General features: G+C 63.9%; 30 protein-coding genes. 10 read left to right on the top strand and 20 right to left on the bottom strand.

Annotated features, from left to right (window positions below; translation table 11 throughout):
- The first annotated feature begins 51 nt into the window (after positions 1 to 51).
- Positions 52 to 615 (top strand): helix-turn-helix domain-containing protein, encoded by a 564-nt coding sequence (locus CKW39_RS04995; RefSeq protein WP_095797073.1) that lies wholly within the window; start codon positions 52 to 54, stop codon positions 613 to 615.
- Between the two features lie 16 nt (positions 616 to 631).
- On the opposite strand, the gene CKW39_RS04990 is transcribed toward CKW39_RS04995, so the two are convergent.
- From CKW39_RS04990 to CKW39_RS04955, 8 genes are all read right to left on the bottom strand, one after another.
- Positions 632 to 1,129 carry a DUF2938 domain-containing protein gene (locus tag CKW39_RS04990; RefSeq protein WP_095797072.1) on the bottom strand — a complete coding sequence of 166 codons (498 nt, stop codon included), beginning with the start codon at positions 1,127 to 1,129 and terminating at the stop codon, positions 632 to 634.
- Positions 1,130 to 1,303: 174 nt separating this feature from the next.
- Positions 1,304 to 2,224, bottom strand: coding sequence for a sulfite exporter TauE/SafE family protein (locus CKW39_RS04985; RefSeq protein ID WP_095797071.1), 921 nt, complete (start codon positions 2,222 to 2,224; stop codon positions 1,304 to 1,306).
- Between the two features lie 220 nt (positions 2,225 to 2,444).
- Complete coding sequence (locus tag CKW39_RS04980; protein WP_095797070.1) at positions 2,445 to 3,917, bottom strand: DNA/RNA non-specific endonuclease; 1,473 nt, start codon at positions 3,915 to 3,917, stop codon at positions 2,445 to 2,447.
- Positions 3,914 to 4,309: a hypothetical protein gene (locus CKW39_RS04975; RefSeq protein WP_095797069.1), complete on the bottom strand. Its 396-nt coding sequence runs from the start codon at positions 4,307 to 4,309 to the stop codon at positions 3,914 to 3,916. The genes CKW39_RS04980 and CKW39_RS04975 overlap by 4 nt, the downstream gene beginning before the upstream one ends.
- A 170-nt stretch (positions 4,310 to 4,479) precedes the next feature.
- Positions 4,480 to 6,699, bottom strand: a complete 2,220-nt coding sequence (locus tag CKW39_RS04970) for a catalase (RefSeq protein ID WP_095797068.1) — start codon at positions 6,697 to 6,699, stop codon at positions 4,480 to 4,482.
- 73 nt (positions 6,700 to 6,772) lie between these two features.
- Positions 6,773 to 7,432, bottom strand: a complete 660-nt coding sequence (locus tag CKW39_RS04965) for a hypothetical protein (protein ID WP_095797067.1) — start codon at positions 7,430 to 7,432, stop codon at positions 6,773 to 6,775.
- A 26-nt stretch (positions 7,433 to 7,458) separates the two neighbouring features.
- Positions 7,459 to 8,208, bottom strand: a complete 750-nt coding sequence (locus CKW39_RS04960) for an alpha/beta fold hydrolase (protein WP_095797066.1) — start codon at positions 8,206 to 8,208, stop codon at positions 7,459 to 7,461.
- An 87-nt stretch (positions 8,209 to 8,295) separates the two neighbouring features.
- On the bottom strand, positions 8,296 to 9,273 hold the full coding sequence (locus tag CKW39_RS04955; protein WP_095797065.1) for a GlxA family transcriptional regulator: 978 nt from the start codon (positions 9,271 to 9,273) through the stop codon (positions 8,296 to 8,298).
- A gap of 102 nt (positions 9,274 to 9,375) precedes the next feature.
- On the opposite strand from CKW39_RS04955, the gene CKW39_RS04950 reads away from it, so the two are divergent.
- Positions 9,376 to 9,993 carry a hypothetical protein gene (locus CKW39_RS04950; protein ID WP_143469933.1) on the top strand — a complete coding sequence of 206 codons (618 nt, stop codon included), beginning with the start codon at positions 9,376 to 9,378 and terminating at the stop codon, positions 9,991 to 9,993.
- 161 nt (positions 9,994 to 10,154) lie between these two features.
- A complete protein-coding gene (locus tag CKW39_RS04945; protein ID WP_095797063.1) occupies positions 10,155 to 10,733 on the top strand; it encodes a dihydrofolate reductase family protein in 579 nt (192 codons plus the stop codon).
- On the opposite strand, the gene CKW39_RS04940 is transcribed toward CKW39_RS04945, so the two are convergent.
- On the bottom strand, positions 10,717 to 11,580 hold the full coding sequence (locus CKW39_RS04940) for a helix-turn-helix transcriptional regulator (RefSeq protein WP_095797062.1): 864 nt from the start codon (positions 11,578 to 11,580) through the stop codon (positions 10,717 to 10,719). The genes CKW39_RS04945 and CKW39_RS04940 overlap by 17 nt on opposite strands.
- Before the next feature lie 87 nt (positions 11,581 to 11,667).
- On the opposite strand from CKW39_RS04940, the gene CKW39_RS04935 reads away from it, so the two are divergent.
- The 4 genes from CKW39_RS04935 to CKW39_RS15530 all read left to right on the top strand — a co-directional run bounded on the left by CKW39_RS04935 (position 11,668) and on the right by CKW39_RS15530 (position 14,065).
- Positions 11,668 to 12,249 carry a dihydrofolate reductase family protein gene (locus CKW39_RS04935; RefSeq protein ID WP_095797061.1) on the top strand — a complete coding sequence of 194 codons (582 nt, stop codon included), beginning with the start codon at positions 11,668 to 11,670 and terminating at the stop codon, positions 12,247 to 12,249.
- Between the two features lie 160 nt (positions 12,250 to 12,409).
- Positions 12,410 to 13,204: a hypothetical protein gene (locus CKW39_RS04930; protein WP_095797060.1), complete on the top strand. Its 795-nt coding sequence runs from the start codon at positions 12,410 to 12,412 to the stop codon at positions 13,202 to 13,204.
- 31 nt (positions 13,205 to 13,235) lie between these two features.
- Entirely contained in the window at positions 13,236 to 13,730 is a 495-nt protein-coding gene (locus CKW39_RS04925) for an SRPBCC family protein (protein WP_095797059.1), read from the top strand.
- Between the two features lie 167 nt (positions 13,731 to 13,897).
- On the top strand, positions 13,898 to 14,065 hold the full coding sequence (locus CKW39_RS15530; protein ID WP_016995665.1) for a hypothetical protein: 168 nt from the start codon (positions 13,898 to 13,900) through the stop codon (positions 14,063 to 14,065).
- Between the two features lie 87 nt (positions 14,066 to 14,152).
- Here the strand turns inward: CKW39_RS15530 and CKW39_RS04920 are convergent, their stop codons facing one another.
- The 6 genes from CKW39_RS04920 to CKW39_RS04895 form a co-directional block, all read right to left on the bottom strand.
- Positions 14,153 to 14,410, bottom strand: coding sequence for a type II toxin-antitoxin system RelE/ParE family toxin (locus CKW39_RS04920; RefSeq protein ID WP_016995664.1), 258 nt, complete (start codon positions 14,408 to 14,410; stop codon positions 14,153 to 14,155).
- Entirely contained in the window at positions 14,407 to 14,670 is a 264-nt protein-coding gene (locus tag CKW39_RS04915; protein ID WP_095797058.1) for a type II toxin-antitoxin system Phd/YefM family antitoxin, read from the bottom strand. The genes CKW39_RS04920 and CKW39_RS04915 overlap by 4 nt, the downstream gene beginning before the upstream one ends.
- A gap of 78 nt (positions 14,671 to 14,748) precedes the next feature.
- Positions 14,749 to 15,366: a bifunctional 2-polyprenyl-6-hydroxyphenol methylase/3-demethylubiquinol 3-O-methyltransferase UbiG gene (locus tag CKW39_RS04910; RefSeq protein WP_095797057.1), complete on the bottom strand. Its 618-nt coding sequence runs from the start codon at positions 15,364 to 15,366 to the stop codon at positions 14,749 to 14,751.
- 109 nt (positions 15,367 to 15,475) lie between these two features.
- Positions 15,476 to 16,036 (bottom strand): dihydrofolate reductase family protein, encoded by a 561-nt coding sequence (locus CKW39_RS04905; protein ID WP_095797056.1) that lies wholly within the window; start codon positions 16,034 to 16,036, stop codon positions 15,476 to 15,478.
- A 123-nt stretch (positions 16,037 to 16,159) separates the two neighbouring features.
- Entirely contained in the window at positions 16,160 to 16,672 is a 513-nt protein-coding gene (locus CKW39_RS04900; RefSeq protein WP_095797055.1) for a nucleoside deaminase, read from the bottom strand.
- Positions 16,673 to 16,714: 42 nt separating this feature from the next.
- Positions 16,715 to 18,283 carry a nucleobase:cation symporter-2 family protein gene (locus CKW39_RS04895; RefSeq protein WP_254049286.1) on the bottom strand — a complete coding sequence of 523 codons (1,569 nt, stop codon included), beginning with the start codon at positions 18,281 to 18,283 and terminating at the stop codon, positions 16,715 to 16,717.
- 397 nt (positions 18,284 to 18,680) lie between these two features.
- On the opposite strand from CKW39_RS04895, the gene CKW39_RS04890 reads away from it, so the two are divergent.
- Entirely contained in the window at positions 18,681 to 20,108 is a 1,428-nt protein-coding gene (locus CKW39_RS04890) for an 8-oxoguanine deaminase (protein WP_095797054.1), read from the top strand.
- 121 nt (positions 20,109 to 20,229) lie between these two features.
- Positions 20,230 to 20,484, top strand: coding sequence for a hypothetical protein (locus CKW39_RS04885; protein WP_095797053.1), 255 nt, complete (start codon positions 20,230 to 20,232; stop codon positions 20,482 to 20,484).
- Positions 20,485 to 20,522: 38 nt separating this feature from the next.
- Here CKW39_RS04885 and CKW39_RS04880 read toward each other — a convergent pair whose 3' ends face one another.
- Positions 20,523 to 21,131, bottom strand: a complete 609-nt coding sequence (locus CKW39_RS04880) for a DinB family protein (RefSeq protein WP_238663195.1) — start codon at positions 21,129 to 21,131, stop codon at positions 20,523 to 20,525.
- Between the two features lie 44 nt (positions 21,132 to 21,175).
- Between CKW39_RS04880 and CKW39_RS04875 the strand changes: the two genes are divergently transcribed.
- Positions 21,176 to 22,135, top strand: coding sequence for a YafY family protein (locus CKW39_RS04875; RefSeq protein WP_158222909.1), 960 nt, complete (start codon positions 21,176 to 21,178; stop codon positions 22,133 to 22,135).
- Between the two features lie 30 nt (positions 22,136 to 22,165).
- On the opposite strand, the gene CKW39_RS04870 is transcribed toward CKW39_RS04875, so the two are convergent.
- From CKW39_RS04870 to CKW39_RS04855, 4 genes are all read right to left on the bottom strand, one after another.
- Positions 22,166 to 22,660 carry a methylated-DNA--[protein]-cysteine S-methyltransferase gene (locus CKW39_RS04870; RefSeq protein ID WP_095797050.1) on the bottom strand — a complete coding sequence of 165 codons (495 nt, stop codon included), beginning with the start codon at positions 22,658 to 22,660 and terminating at the stop codon, positions 22,166 to 22,168.
- Positions 22,657 to 24,150, bottom strand: coding sequence for an Ada metal-binding domain-containing protein (locus tag CKW39_RS04865; protein ID WP_095797049.1), 1,494 nt, complete (start codon positions 24,148 to 24,150; stop codon positions 22,657 to 22,659). Before CKW39_RS04865 ends, CKW39_RS04870 begins: the two co-directional genes overlap by 4 nt.
- A 69-nt stretch (positions 24,151 to 24,219) precedes the next feature.
- Positions 24,220 to 24,420: a hypothetical protein gene (locus tag CKW39_RS04860; protein WP_095797280.1), complete on the bottom strand. Its 201-nt coding sequence runs from the start codon at positions 24,418 to 24,420 to the stop codon at positions 24,220 to 24,222.
- Positions 24,421 to 24,499: 79 nt separating this feature from the next.
- Positions 24,500 to 24,886: an SRPBCC family protein gene (locus CKW39_RS04855; RefSeq protein WP_095797048.1), complete on the bottom strand. Its 387-nt coding sequence runs from the start codon at positions 24,884 to 24,886 to the stop codon at positions 24,500 to 24,502.
- Positions 24,887 to 24,966 lie beyond the last annotated feature (80 nt).

Here is a 24,966-nt window from a genome sequence, read left to right as displayed (position 1 = left end):
CTTCATGACGGAGCGATCTGTGGTGAGGTGGGCCTAACGAGAGGGACGCAAATGAACGATGTGCTGAGAGACGTGGGCCCCAGGCTACGAGCCTTCAGGCATGCGAGATCCCTGACCCTCGAGGAAGTGGCTGTTCGAACGGGTATCTCGTCCTCGACCTTGTCTCGGTTGGAATCGGGTGGTCGACGTCCGACCTTGGAACTGCTGTTGCCGCTCTCGCAGTGCTATGAGCTACCGCTCGATGAACTGGTGGGTGCCCCTTCGGTTGGCGATCCCCGGGTTCATCCGCGACCCGTGCGACGAAAAGGGGTGATAGTGGTGCCGTTGACGCACCTTCCCGGGCCCCGGCAGGCACTCAAGATGATCTTGCCTTCCGACCATTCGACACCGGTGACCACTCGACACGAGGGCGTCGAATGGCTGTACGTTCTGTCCGGTCGGCTGCGGCTGATCGTGGGAGACCACGATGTGATTCTGGAACCCGGGCAGGCCGCCGAGTTCGACACGCGTGCTGAACACTGGTTCGGTAGCACTGGTAACGGCCCCGTAGAAATCCTGAGTCTGCTCGGTCGGCACGGGGAGCGGGTGCATTTGGCCGAACCTGCTGGTGAGTGAGCTCTGAGACGACGACTCAGGAACGCAGGTGGCGAAGAATATTGGCCGCGACCCAGATGCCCAGCCCATAGATGGTGTGGGTCCGCAAGCTTCGGGCGCGAGCAATGGTCGGCGTCGGAGTCTTTGCGGCGGCTATGCCGAGTCCGAAAGCCGGCTGCATCACGAACCACGGTGCCACGATGGTTCCTATGCCGGTGATCAAGGCCGGGATAATCGTGGGGCGTTCCAACCAACGTGGGTGCACGGCAACCAACACGAGCACGAACCCGGTTCCAATGCTGTAATGCGCCGCCCAACCCAATAGTCGTTCATACCGAACCGGGACGGCGTCCATGATGGCTGGGTGTCGGAACTGCCCCTCTGACATGTGACCGATCCAGCGTCCGAGCAGGGCGTAGTCCAGAGGTTTCACTCCGCGAGTTCGGCGTAGGACCTCTCCGCCGGAGTCCATGACAACCGTTGCTCCAATGCCTACTGCGACTGCCTGAGCCAATCTACTGGTGTTGATGCGCATGATGACGACTCCTTGATGGATTGCCTGTGGACTTCCATCAGGCCCCAACCACACGGAAGTAGCAATCTTTCTTGCCGAGCCAGCAAGAAAGATGGCTCAGAGGCGTGGCCCTCATACAGCCGCGACTGGCCGAGGGAAGCGTGGTTCCCTCTCAGCCGAGCGGCGTCGTTGGCCTTACTGGTTGACCAGCACCTTCTCCGGCTCGTCGGGGGAGCGCTCGGCCTTGCGGTCGGCCAGCTCGCGGCGAACCACCCACACCATGCCGGCGATCCACAGTGCGGCCAGCGCACCCAGGATCGAGTAATCGGCGCCGGCCCCGGGGAGGACGGACTGCACGGCGTCGAGCCCCAAGAGCGTGCGAACGTTCGTGAAGATGATCAGGCCGCCCGCGGCGATCGCCAGAATGCGCGGGGCGAGCAGGCGCACGAGATACGCGGCGATCGGCGCGGCCAGCACTCCCCCGATCAGCAGTGCGATCACGAAACCGAAATCAATGCCCTGGCTACCCAGTGCCAACAGGAAGCCCGCGGACGCGCCCAGGCTCACCACGAACTCGGACGTATCGATAGAGCCGATGACCTTGCGCGGAGCGATCTTCCCCGAGGCCAACAGCGTGGGGGTACCCACCGGACCCCAACCGCCACCGCCGATCGCGTCCATGAAGCCCGCGACCGTGGCCAGCGGGATCAACAGGAAGCCGGGAACCTTGCCCTTGAAGTCCGGGCGACGGTCCGGGATGGTCAGGAAGCGCCACACCACAAAGATGCCCAGGGCTAGCAGCACCATGGACATCACCGGCGCCGCGGCAGCTCCCGAAAGGGTGAGCACGTGAGCCCCGAAGAACGCTGCGATGCCGCCGGGCACCGCCATGAACCCGACCACGCGCCAGTCGATGTTGCCGAACTTCCAGTGCGATACACCCGAGGCGAGCGTGGTGCCCACCTCAGCCAGGTGTACCGTGGCCGAGACCGAGGCGGGAGCCAAACCCACGGCGAGAAGCAGCGTGGATGAGGTCACGCCGTAGGCCATGCCCAGGGACCCGTCCACGAGCTGCGCCCCGAATCCCACGAGGGCGAGCAAGATGAGTGTTCGCACGGAAGCTCCTGCCGCGAAGAAGATGAGTTGGCTCCATCCAAAACCCCCACGTCAGCTCACTCAATATTTGTTGAGAAGTGCGTCCTCGCATGTAGAACCGTGACAATCACTTGACTTGGACGGCCCCGGGGTGCGTGGTCCGCGCCACAGCCCGTTCGGCGCGGTTTCCTGCCCGGTGCCGACGAATCGACGACGCCGCTCGGTCACCACACGACGTCGGTCACCACACGACGTCGCTGGGGGACTCCACGACCCGCGGTTCCGCCAGCGCCTCGGGAGCCGGCTGCTCCGTGAGCGCGGGAGCAAACTGCACGCCCGTGCGCTCGGTCAACTCATCCAGGGTCAACTGGTAAGTCTTGAACTCTTGCAGGTCCAGTGTCTCCAACCGGTCCAAGTTCTGGGTCAGCAGGAACGCCTTGGTGGTGAGCTGCCCGTCGGTCGTGTAGGCCAGGACCTTCCAGAACTCTCGAGGGACGCGCACGCCGCGGTATTCGCGGTCGTCATCGTGGAACACCGGCCCGCCGAAGACGCTCAGTCGCAGTCGGTCCACTTCGACCTGGTCGTAGACGGTGTCCTCGAGGCGGCCCCACAGGCCGCCGCGTGAGGATTGATTGAAGCTGTTGATCTGCGGGGAAATGTTGGTGAAGTAGAACGAGTCCTCGTTGGCTTGCTGCGCCTCCGCTCGCGGGCCCCAGGTGAGGTCCGCACGGCGCGCGAGGTACCCGCGGTCCAGGTCGTTGGCCTTGTACACTTCGTCGCCCATCTGGTGCTTGGCATCGATCTGCGGGTCCAGCTGGAATTTGATGGAGCTGCGGGAGAGCTTCTTGAGTGACTCCCCATCGATGTTCCACGCAACCCACCGTGCCAGCCGTCGTGACGCACTCATGGTCAGAGAGAAGTGCGTGTGGTGAACGACCTCGCTACCGTCCTTGACCGGTGCGATGTCATCCGCGAGATCGGCGCTCAGGGTGGGCAGAGCGACCTCGTCCCCCAGGAAACTCGAATCGAAACCATGGCCGGGGGCGGCCGCGGCCTCCGCGCGGACCGTTTCGTACGTGATGGGGCTCAGGCTGATGTCGAGCTTCTCGAAGACCGAGGCCGGGAGGCACGCGATGGCGGATTCCGCGCCGCCGCCGGCGTCACCCGCGAAGTGCAGGCCGGCCATCACACGGGAGGTGCGACCATTGCCGCTGCGGAACATCCACACAGAGCCGGAATCGCCGCCCTCGCTCAGTTCCAACTCCTCGCCGCGGGAGGAGTCGGGGCCGATCTCGAAACCGCCGATGTTCCGTTCGCCGAAACCCTCGCCGTAATCGAGTTTGGTGAGCACGTCCACGCGCCGGACCACGCCGTACGTGACGCCGCTGGTGCGCCCGGATTTGACCACTTTGTCACCGAGCTCGGGATCGCCGATCTCCTCAGGGATCACGTCCAGCTCCAGGATGGTCGGGTCGAAGCGACGATCGGTGAGTGACGTGATGGCGCAGTCACCGGCCGGCCCCAGGTGGGAGCGCACGAGCTCGCCCAGAGCGTTTTGGCCCACGCGGTTGTCGTCAAAGGTGCCCGGCTGAACCGTGCGCGCACCGATCTGGCTACCCGGACCGTGCAACACATGCCAGTTGCTCAGTGCATAAGGAGTGCCGTCCTCGCGGCCGTAGACGATCGCGCCCAGGGTGCCCGCGGATGTGGTCACATGCTGATGCTCACGCCCGGTACCACCGGATCGTGCCGCCGGGTCCTGATCTTGGGCGCGACCTCCGGCACCAGCACGTAGCTCGGGACGTAGCTGACCTCGAGCACATCGGTGGGCACGGTCAGCTGTTCCACCTCGATGCTGTCCGGGAGGGCATGCGTGCCTTGCCGCGCCAGCTCATCCATCGGCAGTTTGCGATGCACCGTGAACTGCACCGCGATCTGATCGGTGGTCTTACCGTCCACCACCTTGTATCCGACCCCGATCGAACTGACATTGGGGTCCTTCAAATACGCCTGGCCGCGCACCCGAATGAACTCGCGCAGAGTCCTGGTGTCCTTGGCCGAAAGGTTTCCGAGTTTCCGCTCTCCGGCGGGCTGTGAATTCGACATGCAGACACTGTGCCTCCACAGCCTGACAGTCGGGTGACTAGGAGCTTAACGGGACGACGGCGCTCGCGGGATGTCGCACGGTTGTCACCTTCCACGGGTAGAAAGTTGCCGCCCCACTGCATGCGCAGGGAGGCGGCAACTGTCTTCACTAGCTCAGGTCAGGCGGCTGTTTAGGCCAAACGACCCGTGGTCGGGAAGCGGTCCCAGGCGCGGTGCTGGCTGAGCAGTTCCATGATGGTCTTGAAGACCTCCACGGGGTCGCTGCCCGTTTCCACGCCGACGCTGTCATCGAGCTTGAGGGTGGTCAGCACATCGCTGCCCGAACCCCATGCGCCCAGTGCCTTGGCCTGACGCCACACTTCCTGCAGGAGCAGGGCAACGCGGGGGTCGAGACCTTCGGGCCCGGCTGCGGCGGCCTTGGCGTCCAAACCGTGGTGGGCGTCGTCGCCGGGGGCCGCGTTGGAGGCGACCAGAACGGCGTCGAACTCGATGGAACGCGCGGTCAGGTAGGTGCGCTGGGCAACCACGCCGCCCCCGACCTCGCCACCGGTGGGCGCGATGACCAGCGGCACCATGTCCGCCTCGTCCACGGCAATGATGAGGCTCTTGAGCGCGGCCACGTCAACGTCCGGACCCACGACAATGCCGATCTGACGGCCCTCGGTGGGCCAGGTCTTGCCCACCTGGGTGAACGCGGCGGAGGGCTCCACGTCCTTGGCCGGAGCTTCGGTGGGCTCCGGCTCGGGCAGACCGAGCATCGTGGCCACGTTGCGACCCAGGTCCGGATCGATCGCGGCCAAGTGACGGAGCTGGCGCACACGAATGTTCTCGTCCCAGCACTTGCCGAGTTCGAAAGCGTAGGCCTGCGCCGTGTGCTCACGTTCGACTTCGGACAGCGACAGCCAGAACAGGCGCGGGTGGCTGAAGTGATCCTCGAAGGACTGCGGGCGCTTACGTTCTTTGACGGATGCGGCCACCGGCTGCGGGAAGTCAATGAACGGGCGGGCGTCCGCGGGAGTTTCGAACGGGTTACCGCCGTCCAGCGAGTTGGGACGGTAGGGGGCCACGCCGCCGTGCACCGCGGTCTGGTGCATGCCGTCGCGCAGCATGTCGTTGACCGGGGCGTGTGAACGGTTGATGGGCAACTGGTTCCAGTTGGGACCGCCCAGACGGCTGATCTGGGTGTCCAGGTAGGAGAACAAGCGGCCCTGCAGCAGCGGGTCGTTGGTGACGTCGATGCCGGGAACCAGGTTGTTCGGGTTGAACGCGATCTGCTCGGTCTCGGCAAAGAAGTTCGTGGGGTTCTTGTCCAAGGTCATGAGGCCGATCGGCTCCACCGGAGCGAGTTCCTCGGGCACGATCTTGGTGGGATCCAGCAGGTCGATGCCCTGGAAGGTCTGGTCATCGTTGTCCTCGAACACCTGCACGCCCAATTCCCACTGCGGGAAGGCGCCGGCCTCGATGGCATCAGCCAGGTCTCGGCGGTGGAAATCGGGGTCCGCGCCGTTGATGAGCTGAGCTTCTTCCCAGGTCACGGAGTGCACGCCCAAGCGCGGCTTCCAGTGGAACTTCACCAGCACGGTTTCCCCGCCCTCGGCGATGAGGCGGAAGGTGTGCACACCGAAGCCCTCCATCATGCGGAAGGAGCGCGGGATGCCGCGGTCGGACATGTTCCACAGCGTGTGGTGCTGGGCCTCGGTGTGCAGGGACACGAAGTCCCAGAACGTGTCGTGGGCGGACTGTGCTTGGGGGATCTCGCGATCCGGCTGGGGCTTGGCCGCGTGCACCACGTCCGGGAACTTGATGGGGTCCTGGATGAAGAACACGGGCATGTTGTTGCCCACCAGGTCCCAGGTGCCCTCGTCCGTGTAGAACTTGGTGGCGAAACCGCGGGTGTCACGGGCCAGGTCGCCGGACCCGCGGGAGCCGAGCACGGTGGAAAACCGCACGAAAACCGGGGTCTCCTTGTCCTTGGCGAACACACCGGCCTGGCTGATCTTGGACGCGGTGCCGTAGGAACGGAAGGTTCCGTGGGCACCGGAGCCGCGGGCGTGCACCACGCGCTCGGGGATGCGTTCGTGGTCGAAGTGCGAGATCTTCTCGCGGAAGTGATGGTCCTGCAGCAAAATGGGGCCGCGGGTTCCGGCCTTCAAGGATTGGTCGGAGTTGCTCAAACGAGCGCCGTGAGCGGTGGTGAGGTACTCACCCTGCTGGGCATTCGCGGTCTTCGGCGCACCGGTCTCGGCCCCGGTGGGTGTCACGGTCTCGGGGCCGGACTGATCAGCCTTGGGGGGCAACGGCGGGCGGGGAGCCGTGGGTTCTTCAACGGATGCCGGTTCAACGCCGGGGACACCGGGAACCTGCGGAATGTTGTTCTCGTTCGTGGACAAAACAGACCTCCTAGGACTGAAAAGGATCAGTACCTTTTGTCTACCAGGTTCCACCTGAGATTTGGCAGGCTACTTATGAAATTCTCGGATTATTCCCAGGGCGGAAGTCGCCGCGCACGGTGCTCGTCAAGGCCGTGAGGCTCGGTTGCCGTGGCGTTGAACTGAACCCGAAATCCGGTGGCGGCGTCATGTCCGTCATGGCGCCCAGAGGTGCGCCGTCCCAGGTTGCGGTCGACTCGCTCAACCCGTGGAGGTCACTGGCGGAGTACCACTCGAGCCGGTCGTTACCCGCGGTTCCCAGCGTCCGCACGCCGGGCATGATCCGGCGGGCGACGACGTCGCTGGCTCGAGTGAACGTCAACGTCCGGCCGATCGGGGCGGGCACGGCCCGCAGGACATATCCCAGGAGATCCCGCGGACCCACGGTGAAGTCCCAGGCGAGTGGCCCGGCAGCCACGTGCCACATTGAGTTCTGAGCGGTGCCGGTGCGTTGGGCGTGTACGGGCAGGATCCGAACGTCGTCGAACTCGTAGGTGCCGGCCACGAAGTCCGCGACCCATTCGTCCGGGGCGAGCAGTTCACGCCGACCGTCCGGGTGGGCGACCATGACGTCAGCGAACGGGCCGTGGGGTGTGCGGGTCCAGCAGCCGAGGACCAGGCGGGTGCCGCCGGAGGTGCCGGCTCCGGCAATGTGGCCGTGAAAACGGTGGCGGGTGGAGCGGATATGGGTCATGGGGCCAGCGTAGGGGCAGCGGGTGGTCAGTCGAGCGACTCGACGAGCTCGGTGATCAGCTCGATGACGTCCCGGGGGCGTTCTAGCATGGGCCAATGCCCGGAGTCCATGATGCGGATGTCCCACGTGGCCGCGTCCGGTGTTCGCAGGACGGCCGGGATGTTGGTCGCCGCAGAGGCTACGAACAGCGCTTTCTGCTGGGTGACGGGATGGTCCAGGCGGGCGGGGTCGAGCACGGTGTGTCCGGGGTGCGGGGTGAACCGTTCCAGGAGGAACTCTCGGTCCTGCGGAATGAGCCCCGGTTCGAGCTCCAGCGCTTGCCGGGGCGGCGGTGCCCAGTGGAAGGGGTAACCGGTGCCGTTCTCGATGTCGGATCGTTCCCGGGCGCGCTCGGCCGGGTCCGAACCCCAGTCGTCGATCAGGCTGCGCCCGTTGACCGGTAGGAAACTGTCGAAATGAATGGACGAGATCACGCGGTCCGGCAGGCGGTCAGCCACGTGGCCGACAACTATCCCGGAATAGGAATGGCCCACCAGAACCACGGACTGGTCCGGCCATTCGAGAATCACATTGGCGACCTGGGTGACATGTTTTTCGAGCCGAACGGAGCCGACATGGTGAGCCACGGCCCCGGGTTCCAGGCCATCCAGAGTGAGGGACGCTGCCTCCAACCCTTGGGCACGGAGTTGGTCGACCGTGGGCTCCCAGATCCACCCGCCCATCCAGGCTCCGGGGATCAGGAGAATACGGGGTGCGGAGTTGTTGTGGGTGCTCATGTTTGAAGATTAGATCCGTGAATCAGGTGACCGGGCGGTAGCCAGTCGGTCCGTCCAGATTCCTGGGGCACATGTCCAACCGGCCCATCAGTGTTCGGCTAGCGGTCGTCCGACACGGTCCCGATACGCACTGGGTGAGGTGTCGTACTGACTCACGAAACTCTGGCGCAGGGCTTCCACGGACCCGAAACCGCAACGGCGTGCGATCTCGGAGATGGGTAAGGCGCTGGTGTCGAGGAGTCTCGCGGCGGCGTCGTTGCGTATCCGGCGCACAAAACGCGCCGGTGAATCGCCCAGGTGCGCATCGAAAAGGCGCGCAAGGTGCCGTGGGCTCACGCCCACGTGATCGGCGACGGCCGTGATGGTCAGATCCTCGTCCAGGTGGGTGGTGATGAAGGCGACCGCCGCGTGGACGATCTCGCTGCCCTCACCGGACGTGGCCGTGAACATGCTCATTTGTGCTTGATTGCCCGGCCGCTGCAGATAGGTCACCAGGTCACGGGCGACCTGACTCGCGAGACCGACACCGTGGTCCTCCTCGATGAGGGCCAGCGTCAGATCCAGCGCGCTGGTGACCCCGGCGGCGGTTGCCACTGAGCCGTCGCGAATGAAGATGGGATCGGGGTCCACCGTGACCTGCGGGTATTTGCGCACCAGGTCGGCGGCGAATCGCCAATGCGTGGTGGCTCGCTTGCCGTCCAAAAGACCGGCCGCGGCCAGAACGGTGGCGCCCGTGCACACTGAGGCGACCCGGCGGCTCGAATCAGCCAACCTCCGGACGTGCCGCAGCAACGGTTCACTGTCGGCGGCGCGCAAATGCCCCACACCGCCGGCCACGATCAAGGTATCGAGTGGGCCCAGCAGATGCTCGACGGCGCCGTGCGCTTGCAAGGTCAGGCCGGTATCGCACCTGATGGGCGCCCCGTGAAGACTGACAACCTGCACCTGGTACGGATTGCTGGGCCGGCCGATGAGATTGGCCAGGTACAACGGCGTGGTGATGCAGGCGACGTCCAGAAGTTCGGTGTGGTCGTAGGTGATCACTGCTGTCTTACGATCGGCCATCAGATTCCCCCGTCCGAAGCCGTAGGACGAGTATCCCAGGATTCCGGACCGGATATAAGAGCTACCGGCCGGTCACCGTCCGCACGCTCCTAACCTCCAAGCATGAACATGCATACCGTTACCGCTCGTACCGATCGGCGTTCCGATACGCCGACGACGCCCTGGCCAGTTCAGCTGGCACGCACCGTTGTTAGGCGCTGGCCTTTGCTGTTGGGCGTGGCTTTCGCGGTCTTCAACTTGGTGACCGACGACAACTCCAACGCGCTCGGCGCACTCATGGTGCTGCTGGTGGCGACCACGGCCTATGTGGTCATCGCGGCCCTCGACAAGCCCAGTTGGTCCTGGTCGGTCCTGGGAGTTCTCGTGGTTGTTGTCGTCGCTCTTCGATTGCTGTCCGACAACGTGGCCCTCGAAATGGGGGTGTTCGCCTTGGTGATTGTTGGCTCCATCATTGCGGGGTTGATCCGAGGCCTGTGGAAACGGTCTGGGGCCTACCGCTGGCAGCCGTTTGCCGCCGTCGGATTTCTCGCCGTGGGATTGATTGCGCTGTGGCTTGACCCTGTTGGCGGTCGCGTACTCGTGGGTGTCGGGCTGATCGGCCACGCCATCTGGGATGTGGTCCATTGGCGGCGCCACGCGGTCGTATCGCGGTCCCTGGCCGAATGGTGCGCTGCTCTGGATCTGACCCTCGGGGCCGGAATCCTGCTGATGCTCGCGTGAGCGGGCATCCATTGTTCTGAGGAGAACATCATGATGTCACCCGTCACCACCGACCTCGCCCTCATGGATCACCGTGAGCGGCTGATCACCGTGGAACGTATTCGCCAAGTCCGGATTGCCCGGGCCCTCCGCCTCAGCCACAAGAACAACGAGGAATCGTCATGGGAAAGATCGTCGTCAGCAGCCTCGTCAGCTTGGACGGGTACACCGAAGGACCCGGCGGAGACGTAATGGCCATGCCCATGGACATGGCCTTCGGCAACCAGAACGCCGAGCGGATGGCCGCGGCCAGCTCGCTCCTGTTCGGGGCCACCACCTTCCGTGGCATGGTCAGTTACTGGCCCCATCAGGTCGACAATCCCGACGCAGGCGAAGACGACCGGTTCATTGCCCGACGATATGCGGACGGCATTCCGATCACGGTTGTTTCCGATTCGCTGACTCCGGAAGAGACCGAGCCTTATCGCGAGCAGACGACCATTGTTCCGCGTTCGGGTCTCGCTCAGCGGGTTGCTGAGCTGCGGCAGCAAGAGGGCGAGGCGCTCGTCTTCGGCAGTCGAACGGTCTGGACGGAACTCATGGCCCAGGGACTCGTGGACGTCCTGTATTTGATGGTCGGTCCCAAGATCGTCGCGGGAGACCACCGGGTGTTTGAAGGGGTTCCCGAAACCAACGCGCACCTGCTGGACGCTCGACGCTTGCCTGGATCAGAAACCGTTCTGCTCACGTATGGTTTCTAAGCGCATATCCGAAGTCACCGGGTTGCACCCCGAGGGCGGTGAAGGCCGTGGGGCGCCGAGACGTGGACAACGACAGTGGGGTTTCCCCTGAAAACTGCAATACCTCGCGGCACAAATGACTTTGATCCGATAGCCCGTGACGCTGTGCGACGTCACTGAGTTGCCAGGCGCCAAGCTCCGCGTGAATGTGTTCGAAGCGGATCAACCGTGCTACCTCCTTGAGAGAAACACCGGTTACTGTCTTGAATAACTGACCGAGATGGCGCACGCTCCAGCCCGAGCGTTGCGCGAGTTCGCCCACTCGAACCTGCCCGCCAGAGAGCTGGAGTTCATTCCAGGCCCACGTCACCAACGGGTCGGCAGCGAACTCGATTCCAGCGTGGCGGACGAGTTCACGATCTACCGCCGCGAACCGTTGTGGCCAGTTAGTAAAGTCTGTCATTCTATCGGCCAAGTCGTGGGCCCACTGCGGAACCAGTTCATCAGCAGACGCCACGATCCTCGCTGTTTCGGTGCCCGGAATGCCTAGCAGCTGATAAGCACCCATCGGAGACAGGTAGATCTGAATTGACGTGTGGCGGCCAAAAAATACCGTCTGCACTGGGGCAGTGCTGAGCCCCGCCAAAAACGTGCGGTGAGCGACGTCGGCATCTAAACCCGCGTGCAATGGGCGGATATGCAGTGGCGAAGTGAGCGAGATTTCGAGAATCAACAAGCTGCTGGCTGGTTGTATCCGTGCACGCCCGCCAGGGGGAGCTACGTCGTCGTATCCCACGATGCCCACAATCACCCCGCGAAGTGAGGGCGGAACCTGATGTCGGACGATCGTGGGTTGGTCCACGTTCATGCCCGCCTACTTTCCGTGCCGATTTATGCAATACCACGGGGGAGGCGCGTTCCTACCGTGTAAGTACAACGACGAAAGGATGCTGTGATGGGCAATCTGATGTTAATTGAGTTTCTAACGGTCGACGGGGTCATGCAAGGCCTCGGCTCTCCGGAGGAAGACACGGAAGGTGGCTTCACCCACGGGGGATGGGGTGCCCCGTTTGCCGAGAGCATTCATCAGGTGGTGGCCCCTACGGGTTTGGATAACACGTCCAGCTACCTGTTTGGTCGCAAGACCTACGAGAAAATGGCCGCCTTTTGGCCATTCCAACCCGACGACAATCCGATGGCCGCTCACCTGAACGCGACGCCCAAGTACGTGGCCTCCCGCACCCTTCGTGACGTTGCGTGGGCTGGGACGACCATTCTGTCGTCCGATTTCAGCGCTTCCGTACGAGAACTCAAGGAAGTGGAAGCCGGAGATATCGCTGTGTTGGGGAGCGGGAATCTCTGTCGTCAGTTGTTGGCCGAGAACCTGGTCGACGAGCTGCGCCTCTTCATCCATCCCCTCCTGCTGGGAGCCGGCAAGCGCCTGTTCGGCGAGCTCCCAATGCCCAAGAACCTTGAACTGAAGTCCGTGGCCCAGACCGATCTGGGAACCGTTGCGCTGGTTTACGGGGTTCAGTGAGTTGCTTCGACACTGAGTGATGAAGGTGCTCGCGGCGTTGTTTCGGTCGCTCAGCAGAACCACCCATTGTCGAATTCGACCGTAAGGTCTAAAATTTGACCAAGCGGTCAGTTCCGTTCAGAAAGGGCCGACCCCGCGCATCCGTTAGGGATGATCCGTGATGAGTTCACTTTCCGATTCACCGCAATATCTCATTGGTCCTCAGCTGTATCCCGCCTTCGTCAGACTCGCGCGTTGGATGCTTCCCATGGCGCTGGTTGTTGCGGCGGTGGTGAACGCCGCGGTGTACCTGGCCGTTGAGCCCACACCCGTGATCGGCGAATTGATCGCGGTCGCGGCGGCGAAGGCCATCATGGCGACCCTACTCACCGTGGCGATCTTGGCAGCACTGTTCGCGCTTCTTGAGCGAGTGCTATCGCCGGAGCAACTGGCCCGGATCGTGCCAGCGGAATCGTCCAAGGTTCGAGGTGACCACGGCCGTGGTGTATTTCTACACACCACGCATCCCGGACTCACCGAGACTGTCGGGTCATTGGTTTTCATCGTGTTTCTCGCGCTCATCCCGGTGATCCCCACATCATTCGTTTACGCGGGCCAGCTCAATGACGGCGGCAGCTTCCTCAACCCTGACCTCTGGAACGTCTGGCTACCGGTGTACTACGGCTTCCTCGTGGTCTTCGCCGCTGCAGAAGTATGGAAACTTCGAGCGCGGAAATCGACCGCGGCCATGCGAGTCGTGAATCTCGTAGCGACCCTCGCCTTCGCCGCGTTCCTCACCGCCGCTGTCCTCACCATGGACATTGTGGATCCAGTCATTCTCGACGACGCCGCCTGGTCACGTTCCTCGTGGGCGGACCCCGCGTTGGTGGTCGTGATCTGGGCCGTCACGTTGTGGAGCGTGATCACTGCAGTCCGTACCCGGGGAGTCTCCGACAAGCGGCTAAGTCTGAGGTGAGGAGATCGACGGGCTCGGATAGCATCGGCTCATGGCCGAGGATCCCGAGAAGCAGTGGCAACACAGCGATTCCATCGACATTGTCGTGGAGCCAGAGGTGCTCTACGACATGGTGACCAACCCCAAGCGAATTGGGGAGTGGTCACCCATTTGTCGCGGCGGGGAGTGGAAAAACAGCGGTACCGGCAAAGTGGGAGATGTGTTCACCGGTCGCAACGTGGTCGGTGACGTCGAATGGACCACGATCTCCGAAGTTCTCGTGGCCGATCACCCGCGTGAATTCGCTTGGCTTGTGGCGCCTGACCTCGGTGGTGTGGCTCGGTGGAGCTACATCATTGAACCCACCGATAACGGCTCCCGTCTGACCGAGACCTGGCACGTACTCCCTACGGGGCGTGAATGGTTGCGAAAGAACAGGGGCGAGGATGCGCCCGATAAGCGTCGCGAAGCCGCTCGTCGGGGCATCCCGGAAACACTGGCCGCGATCAAGCGAGTTGCTGAGAATGAGGCGGCAAACGGCTGCTGAACGGCTGTCTCAATGGGGGTGCTGCTCCTAGCTCAAATCAACCCATGCGGGTGATTGACAGGCCACTTAGTGCCGGGGGAAGCTCGGGGGACAAGGGCTTTTGCGGGCCGGCACCCCATCTGTCGGTCGTTGCCGCAGAGGTTTGAGGACACGCGAAGGAGCACCCCATGCAGTCGCAGAACAACGGTAAACCCGGCGAAGACTCGATCAAGATGAGCGCCGAAGAAGAGCGCGAAGAACTGAGCAGCCGCACCGAAGCCGACGCCGAACCCGCCGATGAGGGTGTTGGTGCCATGACCGACAACAAGGACGAAGACCCGGCCACGGAGAACTGACAACGGCTGGCCCTGCTACGGTCCCGTCATGACCAACGTTTTGGTACTTGGCGGGACCGGCTTTTTGGGCGCGCATCTTGTAGGAGGCTAGCGATAGATCTCTCGCCTGTGTCCTGCGGCCAAGACCAGGACCATCAAGACTCCGTCATCGATCTCGTAGATAACGCGGTAATTGCCCGTGCGTACCCGCCACTCTCCTTTGCCGCCCACGAGCTTTTTAGCGCCGTGAGGTCGGGGATTATCGGCCAAAAGTTCAATTGCGGCCTGAATTCGTAACCGTGCGGGCTTGTCGAGTTTCCTGATCTGGCGCAACGCTGCCGGTGCTAGTTCAATCCGGTAGGTCATGAAAGGCCAAGATCAGATTTGACCTGGTCCCATGGGATGGCATCCTCGCCGTCATCCATTTCCTTCCGGGCAGCCTGGGCAGCCTGAATGTCTGCCAGGTCCTCGGCTGCTGACATAAGTTTCTCTAAGTCGCCAGCATCCACAACTGCGGCAATGCGGTGTCCGCGCCGTGTTAGGAAGACGGGTTTGTGGCCAACTCGTGCGGTGTCCACTACGTCGGCTAGTCGGGCCCGAGCGTCACTTACGGTCATGTCACTCATGCACTCAGAATACAGGCATTCTTGACGCTTTTGTACAAAACCGCGGTTATAGCGTGAAGGTCTGAGTGCGGCCGTAAATTACATCGGTCTTCGCATCACAATCACCCGGTCCTGAGAATGGTGGGCTCCGGCACCACCGGAGACACGGCGCTCGCGGACTTCGTCCACCAGGAAATCCCAGCCAGCGTGCGCAAAGTACTGGGCAATGTCCCCCGGCATGACATAGTCCGCTGGGTCGAATCCGTGAGGGCCGTCGTCCATGACGTGATGGACGAACATGAGCAGTCCGCCGGGCTTCACGGCCTGGGCGAAGTGCAGTTCTACCTCATGGTCGCCGACCTTGGGGATGGCCGGGTACTGGGCGGACACCAGATCAAAATCGATAAACGGCGCGTCAAGGAAACCCTGAACCAACCATCTGACCTCCACTCCGGCGGCATCCGCAGCGGTGCGGGCACGCTCCACGGCAACGGTGGAAACGTCCACACCCGTGACGGACCAACCCCGTTGAGCGAGCCACACGGCATCCGCGCCCTCACCGCAGCCGACGTCCAATGCGGATCCGGGCGTGAGCGATGAAGCCTCGGCCACCAGCGCGCCGTTCGGGTTGCCACTCCAGATGTGCTCGGTGTCGTAGCGGGCATCCCACTCTTGGGCGGTGACGGGTGCCTTGTGCTCCGGGTGTTCGTGCGTCATGGCTTCAGGGTGACACGACTAGAAGCTTATTGCGAACGATTCCGCGTAGGGCGAGCGGCAGAGACGGGTCGGCAGCGCCTACCAGCACACGACCGCCGGCAAAGATGCCCTATGCGCTGGGACTCGGGTTCACGACGTCGTAGGTAATCTCCACGAACTGGCCGACCGTCCGCGCGCCCTTGAGGGTCAAGCGGTCGGGATACACAGTGCGCGGAAGTAACGGCTTTCCGCTGGCAAGGAACGCGGGCGCGAGCGTCATGATGATGCGGTCGAGAGCACCGGCATCCAGGAACTGTCCGACCAGGTCTCCACCACCCATGACCCACACGACGCCCTCGCCAGCGGTTTCCGTGATCGTGGGAAGCGCGTCGGGAACGGAGCTGTTCAAGAACCGGACATCCACGCCGGGCGGTACGGGAAGGTCCCGGCTCGTGAACACGTAGCTGGGTCGGTCGCCGAAGAACCCGGTCCACTTCTCGGGGTGCTCGAGCATGTTCTCGGTGGTCAGTAACCATTCATAGGTTGACGAACCCATCACGAATACGGAGACAGTCTGCGTGAATGGCTCCATGTCCGGTGCCTCGCTCTTGACCTGGAACAGCCATTCGAGTGAGTTGTTGGGATCGGCCAGGAAGCCGTTGGCCGTGGTGGCTGTGTTGAAGATGAACATGGGACCAAACCTCCGAAAGGAGCGGTGTGTGGGCCTTTAGTGTGCGCCCATGCTCAGACACGCATAACCCCCACCGGGCGCGCGCCGGAGACGCACCCCTCGCGGTCCAGTGACAGAGATGGGTCAGTACTCGGCGCGCTCCGCGTTGGCCGCCCAGGATTCGAAGGGCGCCTTCCGGCTGTCCACTGCAACGTGGCGGACCGGGACCAGCTTGTCTCGCTCCTCCGGGGTGGCCGTGAAGAACTCGTAGAACACGGCGTCGTCGAAACCGCCGTCGGCGGCGTCGTACCGATCGGCCGCGAAGTAGACCGCGTCCAGGCGCGCCCATAGGGAGGACGAGAGGCACATGGGGCACGGTTCGCAACTGGTGTAGAGCACGGCGCCGGTCAGGTCATGCGTGCCCAGGGCCTTACAGGTTGCGCGGATGGCCGACACCTCTGCGTGGGCCGTTGGGTCGTGATCTGCGGTGACGCGGTTGACCGCAACGAACTCCTGGCCGTCGGCCGTGACGACCACCGCTCCGAATGGGCCGCCATCCACGGATGCGTTCTGGGCGGCCGCCTCAATGGCGGTTTGCAGGTGCTTCTGGACGTCGGCGTCGGAGGGCGTCTTTGCCGTCGCGGAATCGGTTGTCATGGTGTTTTCTTCCTGTTGTTTCGGGTGAGGATGGCGGGAAAATCAGAGGCCGTCGCGCTTGTACACGCGGTGTATTTGGCCGGTGTCGGTGAGCTCGCCAGTCTCCACGCGGCGTCGGGCTTCGTCCACCAGATGGTCATCGACCACGGCGATCTCCTGGCCGTCCGCGCCGATCAGGCGCCCGTTGACCAAGGTGTCGCCTTCTTGCAGGCCCTGAAGTATGGACTTGGGGAACACGCGCGGTGGGTATGCGGCGAGCTCGGACGAGCCGGGGCGCGATCCAAACCTGAGCTCGTTGAACAGGATGTTGAGCAGCACGGCGGTGAGCGCGGCCGCGCTGATGCCCGACCCCAGAACTACCTGCACCCAGGACGGGAACTGGTCGTAGAAGGTCGGCGAGACCACGGGGATCAGACCCATGGCCATCGAGACGGCCACGACGATCAGGTTGAGACCCGACCGGTAATCGACGCCCGCCAGGGTTCGGATTCCCGACGCCGCCACGGTCCCGAACAGCACGATGCCCGCACCTCCCAGCACGGGAGAGGGCACTGCCGCGACCACGCGGCCGAGCACCGGGAGCAGCCCCAGCACCACCATGATCACGCCGGCCCCGGCCACCACGAAGCGGCTGCGAATCCCCGTGATCGCCACCAAGCCCACGTTCTGAGCGAAGGCGGTCTGGGTGAACGTGTTGAACAGTGGAGCCACCGTGGAGGACAGCATGTCCGCGCGCAAACCGTTGGCGATGCGCTTGGAATCCACTCCGGTTTCCGCGATCTCGCCCACGGCCACGATGTCCGCGGTGGTCTCGGTCATCGTCACGATGATCACGATGAACATGCCCAGAATGGCGGAAGCGACGAACAGCGGCGTGCCAAACTCGAAGGGGGTGGGGAAGCCGATCACGGGACCTTCGCCCACGCCGGAGAAGTTGGCGCGACCCAACAGGGCCGCCACGATCGTGCCGATCACGATGGCCAGCAGGATCGACAAGCGTGAGATCGCCGCTGAACCCACTTTGGAAAGCAGTAGGACCATCAGAAGCGTGAACGCGGCCAGCCCGATGTTGGCCACTGACCCGTGGGCCGGATCGCCCTCGGGACCCAGGGACCAGCCCGCGGCCACTGGCATCAGCGTCACGCCAATGGTCGTGATGACCACCCCGGAGACGACCGGTGGGAAGAACCGAATGATCTTCGCGAAGAACGGCGCCAGGATGAAACCGAGCGCGGAGGCAACTAGCACTGCTCCGAAGATGACGCGGAGGCCTTCCTCGCCGGGTGTTCCCTGCAGGATGGTCAGCATGGTGGCCACGCCAGCGAAAGACACGCCCTGCACGAGTGGCAACTGGGCGCCTAAGAAGGGAACACCGATGCTCTGCAGGATGGTGGCAAGGCCACCAATGAAGAGTGCGGCGGCAACCAGGATGCCGGTCTCGGTCGCGTCCAGTCCGGCGGCGGTTCCGATGATCAGCGGCACGGCAATCACGCCGCCGTACATGGTCAGGACGTGTTGCAGGCCGTAGGCCAAGGATCGCCCGACACCCAGGTACTCGTCCTCGGGGCGTTGCGGTGTGGTGGCGTCGACTGACGCGGGGCGCTTTTTCACGATGCTCTCCGGATCACGGGTTTTGTCTTGTCGGTGCTGAGGCAGCCCGCAAAGCGCACGAGACCCGGAATACACGGGCCCATGTACTCGCCTTGCAGCTCGCGTTGTACTGGATTCGTGCCCGGTAGATAGCCCTGAAAGGGCCCGCCGTGGCGGTTGTGCTGTCGAGCGTAGCCTTGCCAGACTGTGACGGGCAACACTTTTTATTTCCGGAATGTTAATTATGATTTCCGGAATATGAAATCGCACCGGGACGGTCGCGCCTTCAGCGTTGGCCCGTGCGGCGTTGGCCTCCGCGAACCCTGCGGCACCTGGATCGGCAGACAGGAACACTGAGCCGGCTCGGTGGCATGCCGAGCTCATCACGGGTGACGGCGGTTGCCCGGAAAGGTGCGCCATGACCCTCGAACGTCCCACCCAAGACCCGACCACGCAGCCGAACGGCAGTCTGCTTTGGATCAAGGATCCGGCCGGTATCCACACGTCCTCCCGCGACAATGCTTACGCGAGTCGCGGCCTGGTGGTCGACACCGGCACCGGGGTCATCACGGAGATGGTGGGCGCGGGATCGGAGCCGACACGGTACGACAGGGTTTTCGACGCCGCCGCCCACGTGGTGCTGCCCGGCCTGATCAACACGCATCACCACTTCTACCAAACGCTCACGCGCGCCTGGGCGCCGGTGGCGGACGCTGAACTCTTCCCCTGGTTGCAGGGCCTCTACCCTGTGTGGGCGCGGCTTACTCCGGACGCTCTGGAGTCCGCCGTGACGGTGGCGGTGGCCGAACTGTTGTTGTCCGGGTGCACCACGGCGGCCGACCACCACTACGTGTTCCCCGCGGGCATGGAGGAGTCCGTGGACATCGAGGTTGACGTGGTGCAACGTCTGGGCGCTCGCGCAATGCTCACCCGTGGATCCATGTCACTGGGCCAGGACGACGGCGGCCTGCCACCCCAGTCCACGGTGCAGGATCACGACACCATCCTGGCCGATTCCCAACGGGTCGTGGAGAAGTATCACCAGGGCGGGGAGGACGCCAGAATCCGGGTGGCCTTGGCGCCCTGCTCCCCGTTCTCCGTCACCCGAGAACTCATGCGGGATACAGCAGCGCTGGCCACCGACCTGGATGTCCGGCTGCACACCCACCTGGCCGAAACCATTGACGAGGAAGACTTCTGCCGCGAACGTTTTGGCCTGCGAACCGTGGACTATCTGGAATCCGTGGGCTGGCTCAGCTCGCGCACGTGGTTGGGGCACGCGATCCACCTGGACGACTCCGAAATCGCACGTTTGGGTGCGGCAGGAGTGGGTGTGGCCCACTGCGCAACGTCGAACATGCGGTTGGGATCGGGGACGTGTCGAGCCCTGGAGCTTGAGGAAGCAGGTTCGCCGGTGGGGTTGGGCGTGGACGGGTCCGCATCCAATGACGGGTCCAACATGATCGAGGAAGTTCGTGCGGCCTTGAACATTCAGCGGCTGTCCGCGGGGCCTTCGCGTGTGCCCGTTTCGCGGGCTCTGAACTGGGCTACTTGCGGGTCCGCGGGAGCACTCGGCTGGGACAACATCGGTGTCCTGGAGCCCGGAGCCAGGGCGGATCTCGCCATGTTCACGCGCGATGAGTTGCGGTTCGCGGGCTCCCACGATCCCGTCGCATCCCTGGTGCTGTGCGGTGCGCACCGGGCGGATCGGGTCATGGTGGACGGCCGATGGGTTGTTGAGGGCGGATCCCTGCCGGGCGTGGATCTCGAGCGCGTCATCGCGCGGCAGGGTGAGCAGGCGAGGCTCTTGATGCGGGACGAATCCAACCCCGCAGTTCTAGGATGAACCCATGTCTAAGACCCCCGCGGAAAAGCTGCTGATCAAGCCCGGTTCCTCCGTCTACTAGGCCGGGGATACCCCGGAAACGCGCGATCTCCTGGAACCGCTGCCGGAGGACGCGGTCTACGTGGAGCACGCCAATAACGCGGACGTTGCGGTGCTGTTCGCCATGGGTCGCGCCAACCTGGACGACCTGTTGGAAGCAAACCTCGAAGACCTCCGGGGTACCCGCGCAGCGTGGATCGGCTACCTCAAGGGCGGCCGATCCAACATCAATCGGGACACCATCTGGACCCGCGTGAACGAGTTGAACTGGACGCTCAACGCCAACGTGGCCATCTCCGAGGAATGGTCCGCCGTGCGGTTCAAGGCCCTGGACTGATTCGCTCAGGAGCTTGGAGCGCCCAGCTAGCCCAACCCTCACCACTCCCGATTCGGATCCAGCCCGTCGACCAGGTCGTTGAGCTCGTACGACCCCTTGCCGTCAATCGACTCTCGGATGATGTCCGCGTGCCCCACATGGCGCGCGAGCTCGCCGACGATGTGGGTCAACGCCCAGCGAGCCTCCCAGGATTCGAGTTCGGGCGGGTACCACGGCGCGTCAGGGACGGGCATGGGGGCGCTTAAGTCGGTGATGGACTCCATCTGCTCGGACGCGTAGGACACGCATCGGTCGAAGAACTCGAGCGTCTCGTCCAGGGTTGCTGGGTGGGCCACGCAATCTTCCATGTACATGTCTTCACCGATGTCCTCCGGAACATCAGGAACATTGGTCTGCTGCGCAGCCATGTTGGACCATCCCGCTGCCACGAGCGCGCAATGCCGCAACAACCCCGTGAGATTCAGCGAGGATGCGGACGGCACGGAATGTGCCTGCTCGTTGGTGAGTCCGTACACCGTGGTGCGCACTTGCGCGAGGTGATACAGGATGTGGGTGATCAGAACGTCTTTTTCGCCGTGTGCTTGGGGAACCAGGAAACCCATGATCTTGCCTCTCTTGAGTGCTTCGACTGCTGATGAGAGCATCATGAACCCCATTGCGGACAGATCCTGTCCCCAGTCACACTGGGTGCGTGACGGATCCGACTTCGCGCGCCCTGAAACTACTGAGCTTGCTCGGCCACCGCCCCGTGTGGCCTGGGCCCGTGCTCGCCGCGGAACTGGGCGTTACGCCGCGAACGCTGCGCCGCGACGTCGACCGCTTGCGAAATCTCGGGTACACCGTGGATGCCGAGCCGGGCCAGGGTGGCGGGTACGCGTTGCGTCGTGGCCAGGCACTGCCCGCGCTGTCGCTCGACGAGGACGAGGCACTCGCGGTCAATGTCGCCCTCGCCGCCGCGGCCGGGTACCTCACCGACGCGCACGCGGGCCAGCGGGCGCTCGCCAAGATCGACGCCGTCCTGCCGCCCGCCGCTCGGGCCCGTGCGCAGGAAACCCGTGCGGCCACGGATCTGAGCGGTGCGGGGATGGCGGTCGATTCCGCGATTCTGGCTGCGTGCGCGGACGGGACCAGGCGCCGCCGTCGGCTGCGGTTCAGCTACGTGGACCGTCGCGGGCGGCATTCGGAGCGATGGGTCGAACCGCACCAGGTCTCGTGCCGCGGGCAGGTTTGGTACTTGGCCGCGTACGACGTCGCTCGTGAGGCTTGGCGTTCCTTTCGCCTCGATCGCATGGCTGAGGTGCGCGTGGGCGACTGGGTGTTTCGTCGCAGGCCCGACGCGGCCGAAGCGCTGGAACGAACGCTCGATCCCGTGCCGTTGGAGGCCTACGAACACGAGGTGGTGTTGCACGTGCGATGTCCGATCGAGAGCGCACCGGACTTCATGACCTGGGACGGCGCGATCCTCCGCGAGCTCGAACCGGGTCTGTGCGAGTACGTCACGGGGACGGATGATCCTGAGGAAGCGGCGTCGTGGTTGACCGGGATCGAGTACGAATTCACGGTGATCGAGAACCCGGAGGTCCGAGAGGCCCTCGCAGAGCTGGGGGAGCGGTTGCTCCGGGCGGCCGGTGGCGCACGACGCGAGGTATGAACAAATGCGTCAAGGTGCAGGCCCGGTGCTTCACGCGCGAGCCTCGCGGTCCAACAAGTTTTGTTTGATGTCGAGCCCCCACGCGAAACCGCCCAGGGAACCGTCCGTGCGCAGTACACGGTGGCACGGTACGAACAGGGCCGCGGGGTTGCGGGCGCAAATGGATGCTGCCGCGCGCACGGCAGATGGACTCCCCAGGGCACGAGCGAACTGCGAGTAGTTCAGCGGTTGTCCTGGTTTGATCTGGCGGAGCGCTGCCCACCCGGCGAGCTGGCCGTCGGTGCCGTGCAGTTCGACCTCCACACTGTCGAGGGCATGTGCGTCCCCGGCGTAGTAGGCCTCCACAGCCGACACCGCGTCCACGGTCCCTTCCATGAGGTCACTGGGGCGGTGAGCCGGGCGGATCCGAGAGGCAGTGTCTTCGACGGACGAGGTCCACCCAGAGGCCATGACTTTTCCCGCGTCGTTGGTGATCACCGTGAACGGTCCGTCCGAGGTGTCGATGGTCTGGAATGTGGCGGTCACGAGGGGTCTCCTTGTTGCGACTGCGCGGGCGCGGCGGGCGCCCTCCACAGGTGGGTGGTCAGGTAACTGCGCCACGGCGATGCCTGGGTCGACCAGGCGAGTAGCTCGGACTTGTCCGCCGGCAAACCGGCGCGGCGTGCTCCGGCGCGCAGAGCGCCGTCGTCGATCAGGAACACGTCCGGGTCGCCGGTGACGCGCATGCGCACGTAGTCGGCGGTCCAGGGGCCCACGCCTTTCAGGGCGAGCAAGGCCCTGCGCTGTTCGGCGGGGTCGTCGCCGAACCCGAGACGTAGCTCGCCTGTCGCAATGGTTTTCGCCGCATTGACGACGGCGTTCTGGCGGGCTTTGGGGCCCCGCAAGACTGTGCTGCCTCGCTCCGCGATGGCGTCCATGGTGGGAAACAAGTGAGTGAGTCCGGGCGCGAAGTCGGGGGCGGGCTCACCCAATCCGGTGGTGATCCGGGTGAGGATCGTGCGAGCGGCGGCCACCGAAATTTGCTGACCGATCATGGTTCGGATCAAGAGTTCGTGCGGATCCATGCAGCCTGCTACGCGCACCCCGGGCAGGGCAGCGACGAGCGACTGAATGGCTGGCAAAGAGGCGAGGGCCGTGTCGACGGCGACCGGATCGGCGTCGAGATCGAATAACCGGCGGACGCGGGACATGAGAACGGGGAGGTCTTGCAACTCGGTGACCCGGGCCTGGAGGCGTAGGTCCCCGCTTGGATTCGGCGAGCTGTAAATCCTGAACCACGCGGGTCCACCGGGTAATTGGATGGACCGTTCGTAGGAGGAATCGTTCGCGAATTCGAGGCCGGGAATGGCGCGTGCGGCTAACCAGGCGAACAACCCGGGAAGGTCGATGGGCTCTCGAAAGCTCAGGGAGAGGTCCACCGTGGCGGTATCGGCCTGTGCAGTGCGGTGACCGTGCGCTCGAACCTGCTGGGGTGAGAGTTCATACACCTCGCGAATCGTGTCATTGAACTGGCGGATGTTGCTGAACCCTGCCGAGAACGCGATGTCAGAAATCGGTATGGCTGTTTGCGTGAGGAGGACCCGGGCCGTTTGAGCGCGGTGGGCTCGAGCGAGAGCGAGCGGGCCGGCACCCGTTTCGTCGCGCAGGATGCGGGTGAGATGGCGGGTGGAATAGCCCAGTTGCTGAGCGAGCCCGGAGACGCCCTGCTGATCGATCACGCCGTCATTGATCAGCCGCATGGCTCGCCCGGCAATGTCTCCTTGAAGGTTCCATTCGGGGGAGCCGGGGACGGCCTCCGGCAAGCAACGTTTGCAGGCCCGGAACCCAGCGGCGTGGGCTGCGGCACTCGCGCGGAAGAACTGTACGTTCTCGGCTTTGGGAGTGCGCGCCGGACAGCTGGGCCGGCAGTAAATCCCGGTGGTTTTCACGCCCAGCACGAACTGACCGTCAAAGCGATGATCGCGCGCTTGAACCGCGCGATACCGCTGGTCGAAAGTCATGTTCTGGAAGGTCATGTCACTAGAGTGACACGCTTCCGTGTGTTGAACTAGCGGTTTTCGGACATGACAGTTGGCCGTGCGCGGTTAGGTGCGGGGACGGCGTTCGGCCGGGGTGCGGGCCCCTCGTGCGCCGTCTTGTCCGAAGACACCGACCGCGATCCACGAAACAGTCACCAGGGCCGCACCAAGCACCGCATAGGCCCGACCGGTGTCGAACGCCGCGAAGCCGACCCCGTAGAAGATGGTGATGGCGAGAGCAATGAATGCCAGTGTTTGCCGTTTCATGACTTGAGTGTGCCAGTCACGGAAGCGGCGGACTACTGACATTTGTCACGAATTTGCTCGTGACGGGGCGGCGGAAGAGCTATTCCAACAGGCTGTTCAGCGTCTCAAGGTCCGCGCGCACCATGTCGGTGTCTCGGTCGAAATCCTCGTCACTCGCATTCAGCTGTCGAATCGTGAAGATGACCTCCGCGCCGTCCGGGTGGGGGATCACTCGTAGCGGGTTGTAGACCTCGGTGCCGTCAGGCAAGGTCACCGTGTGGTCCAGTACGCCCAGGTCATTGCGGGAGGTAAACGCGACGGTGACCCGGCCCATGGGTGAGTCGACGAGCAGCCGGTCCCCGTCCTGGGTGACCTCGCTCTGCGCCAGGCCGGCGGCCCAGCGGGGAAGGTTCATGGGCTCTGTCATGAAGGCGTAGACCTCGGACGGGTCGCGCTGAATGACCTGGGAGACGTGGCGAGTGTTCATGGGTTCCAGCCTAAAGCGCGGTCCGGGTAAGCGCTCAGCGCAAGTCCTCACCATTCACTGCGCCCACGCATAGGCTCGTA

Origin of the sequence: Kocuria sp. WRN011 (assembly GCF_002295155.1) — a bacterium.
Taxonomy (GTDB): domain Bacteria; phylum Actinomycetota; class Actinomycetes; order Actinomycetales; family Micrococcaceae; genus Kocuria; species Kocuria carniphila.
Note: the sequence above shows the minus strand (reverse complement) of the source record. Positions and strands in the feature narration are given on the sequence as shown.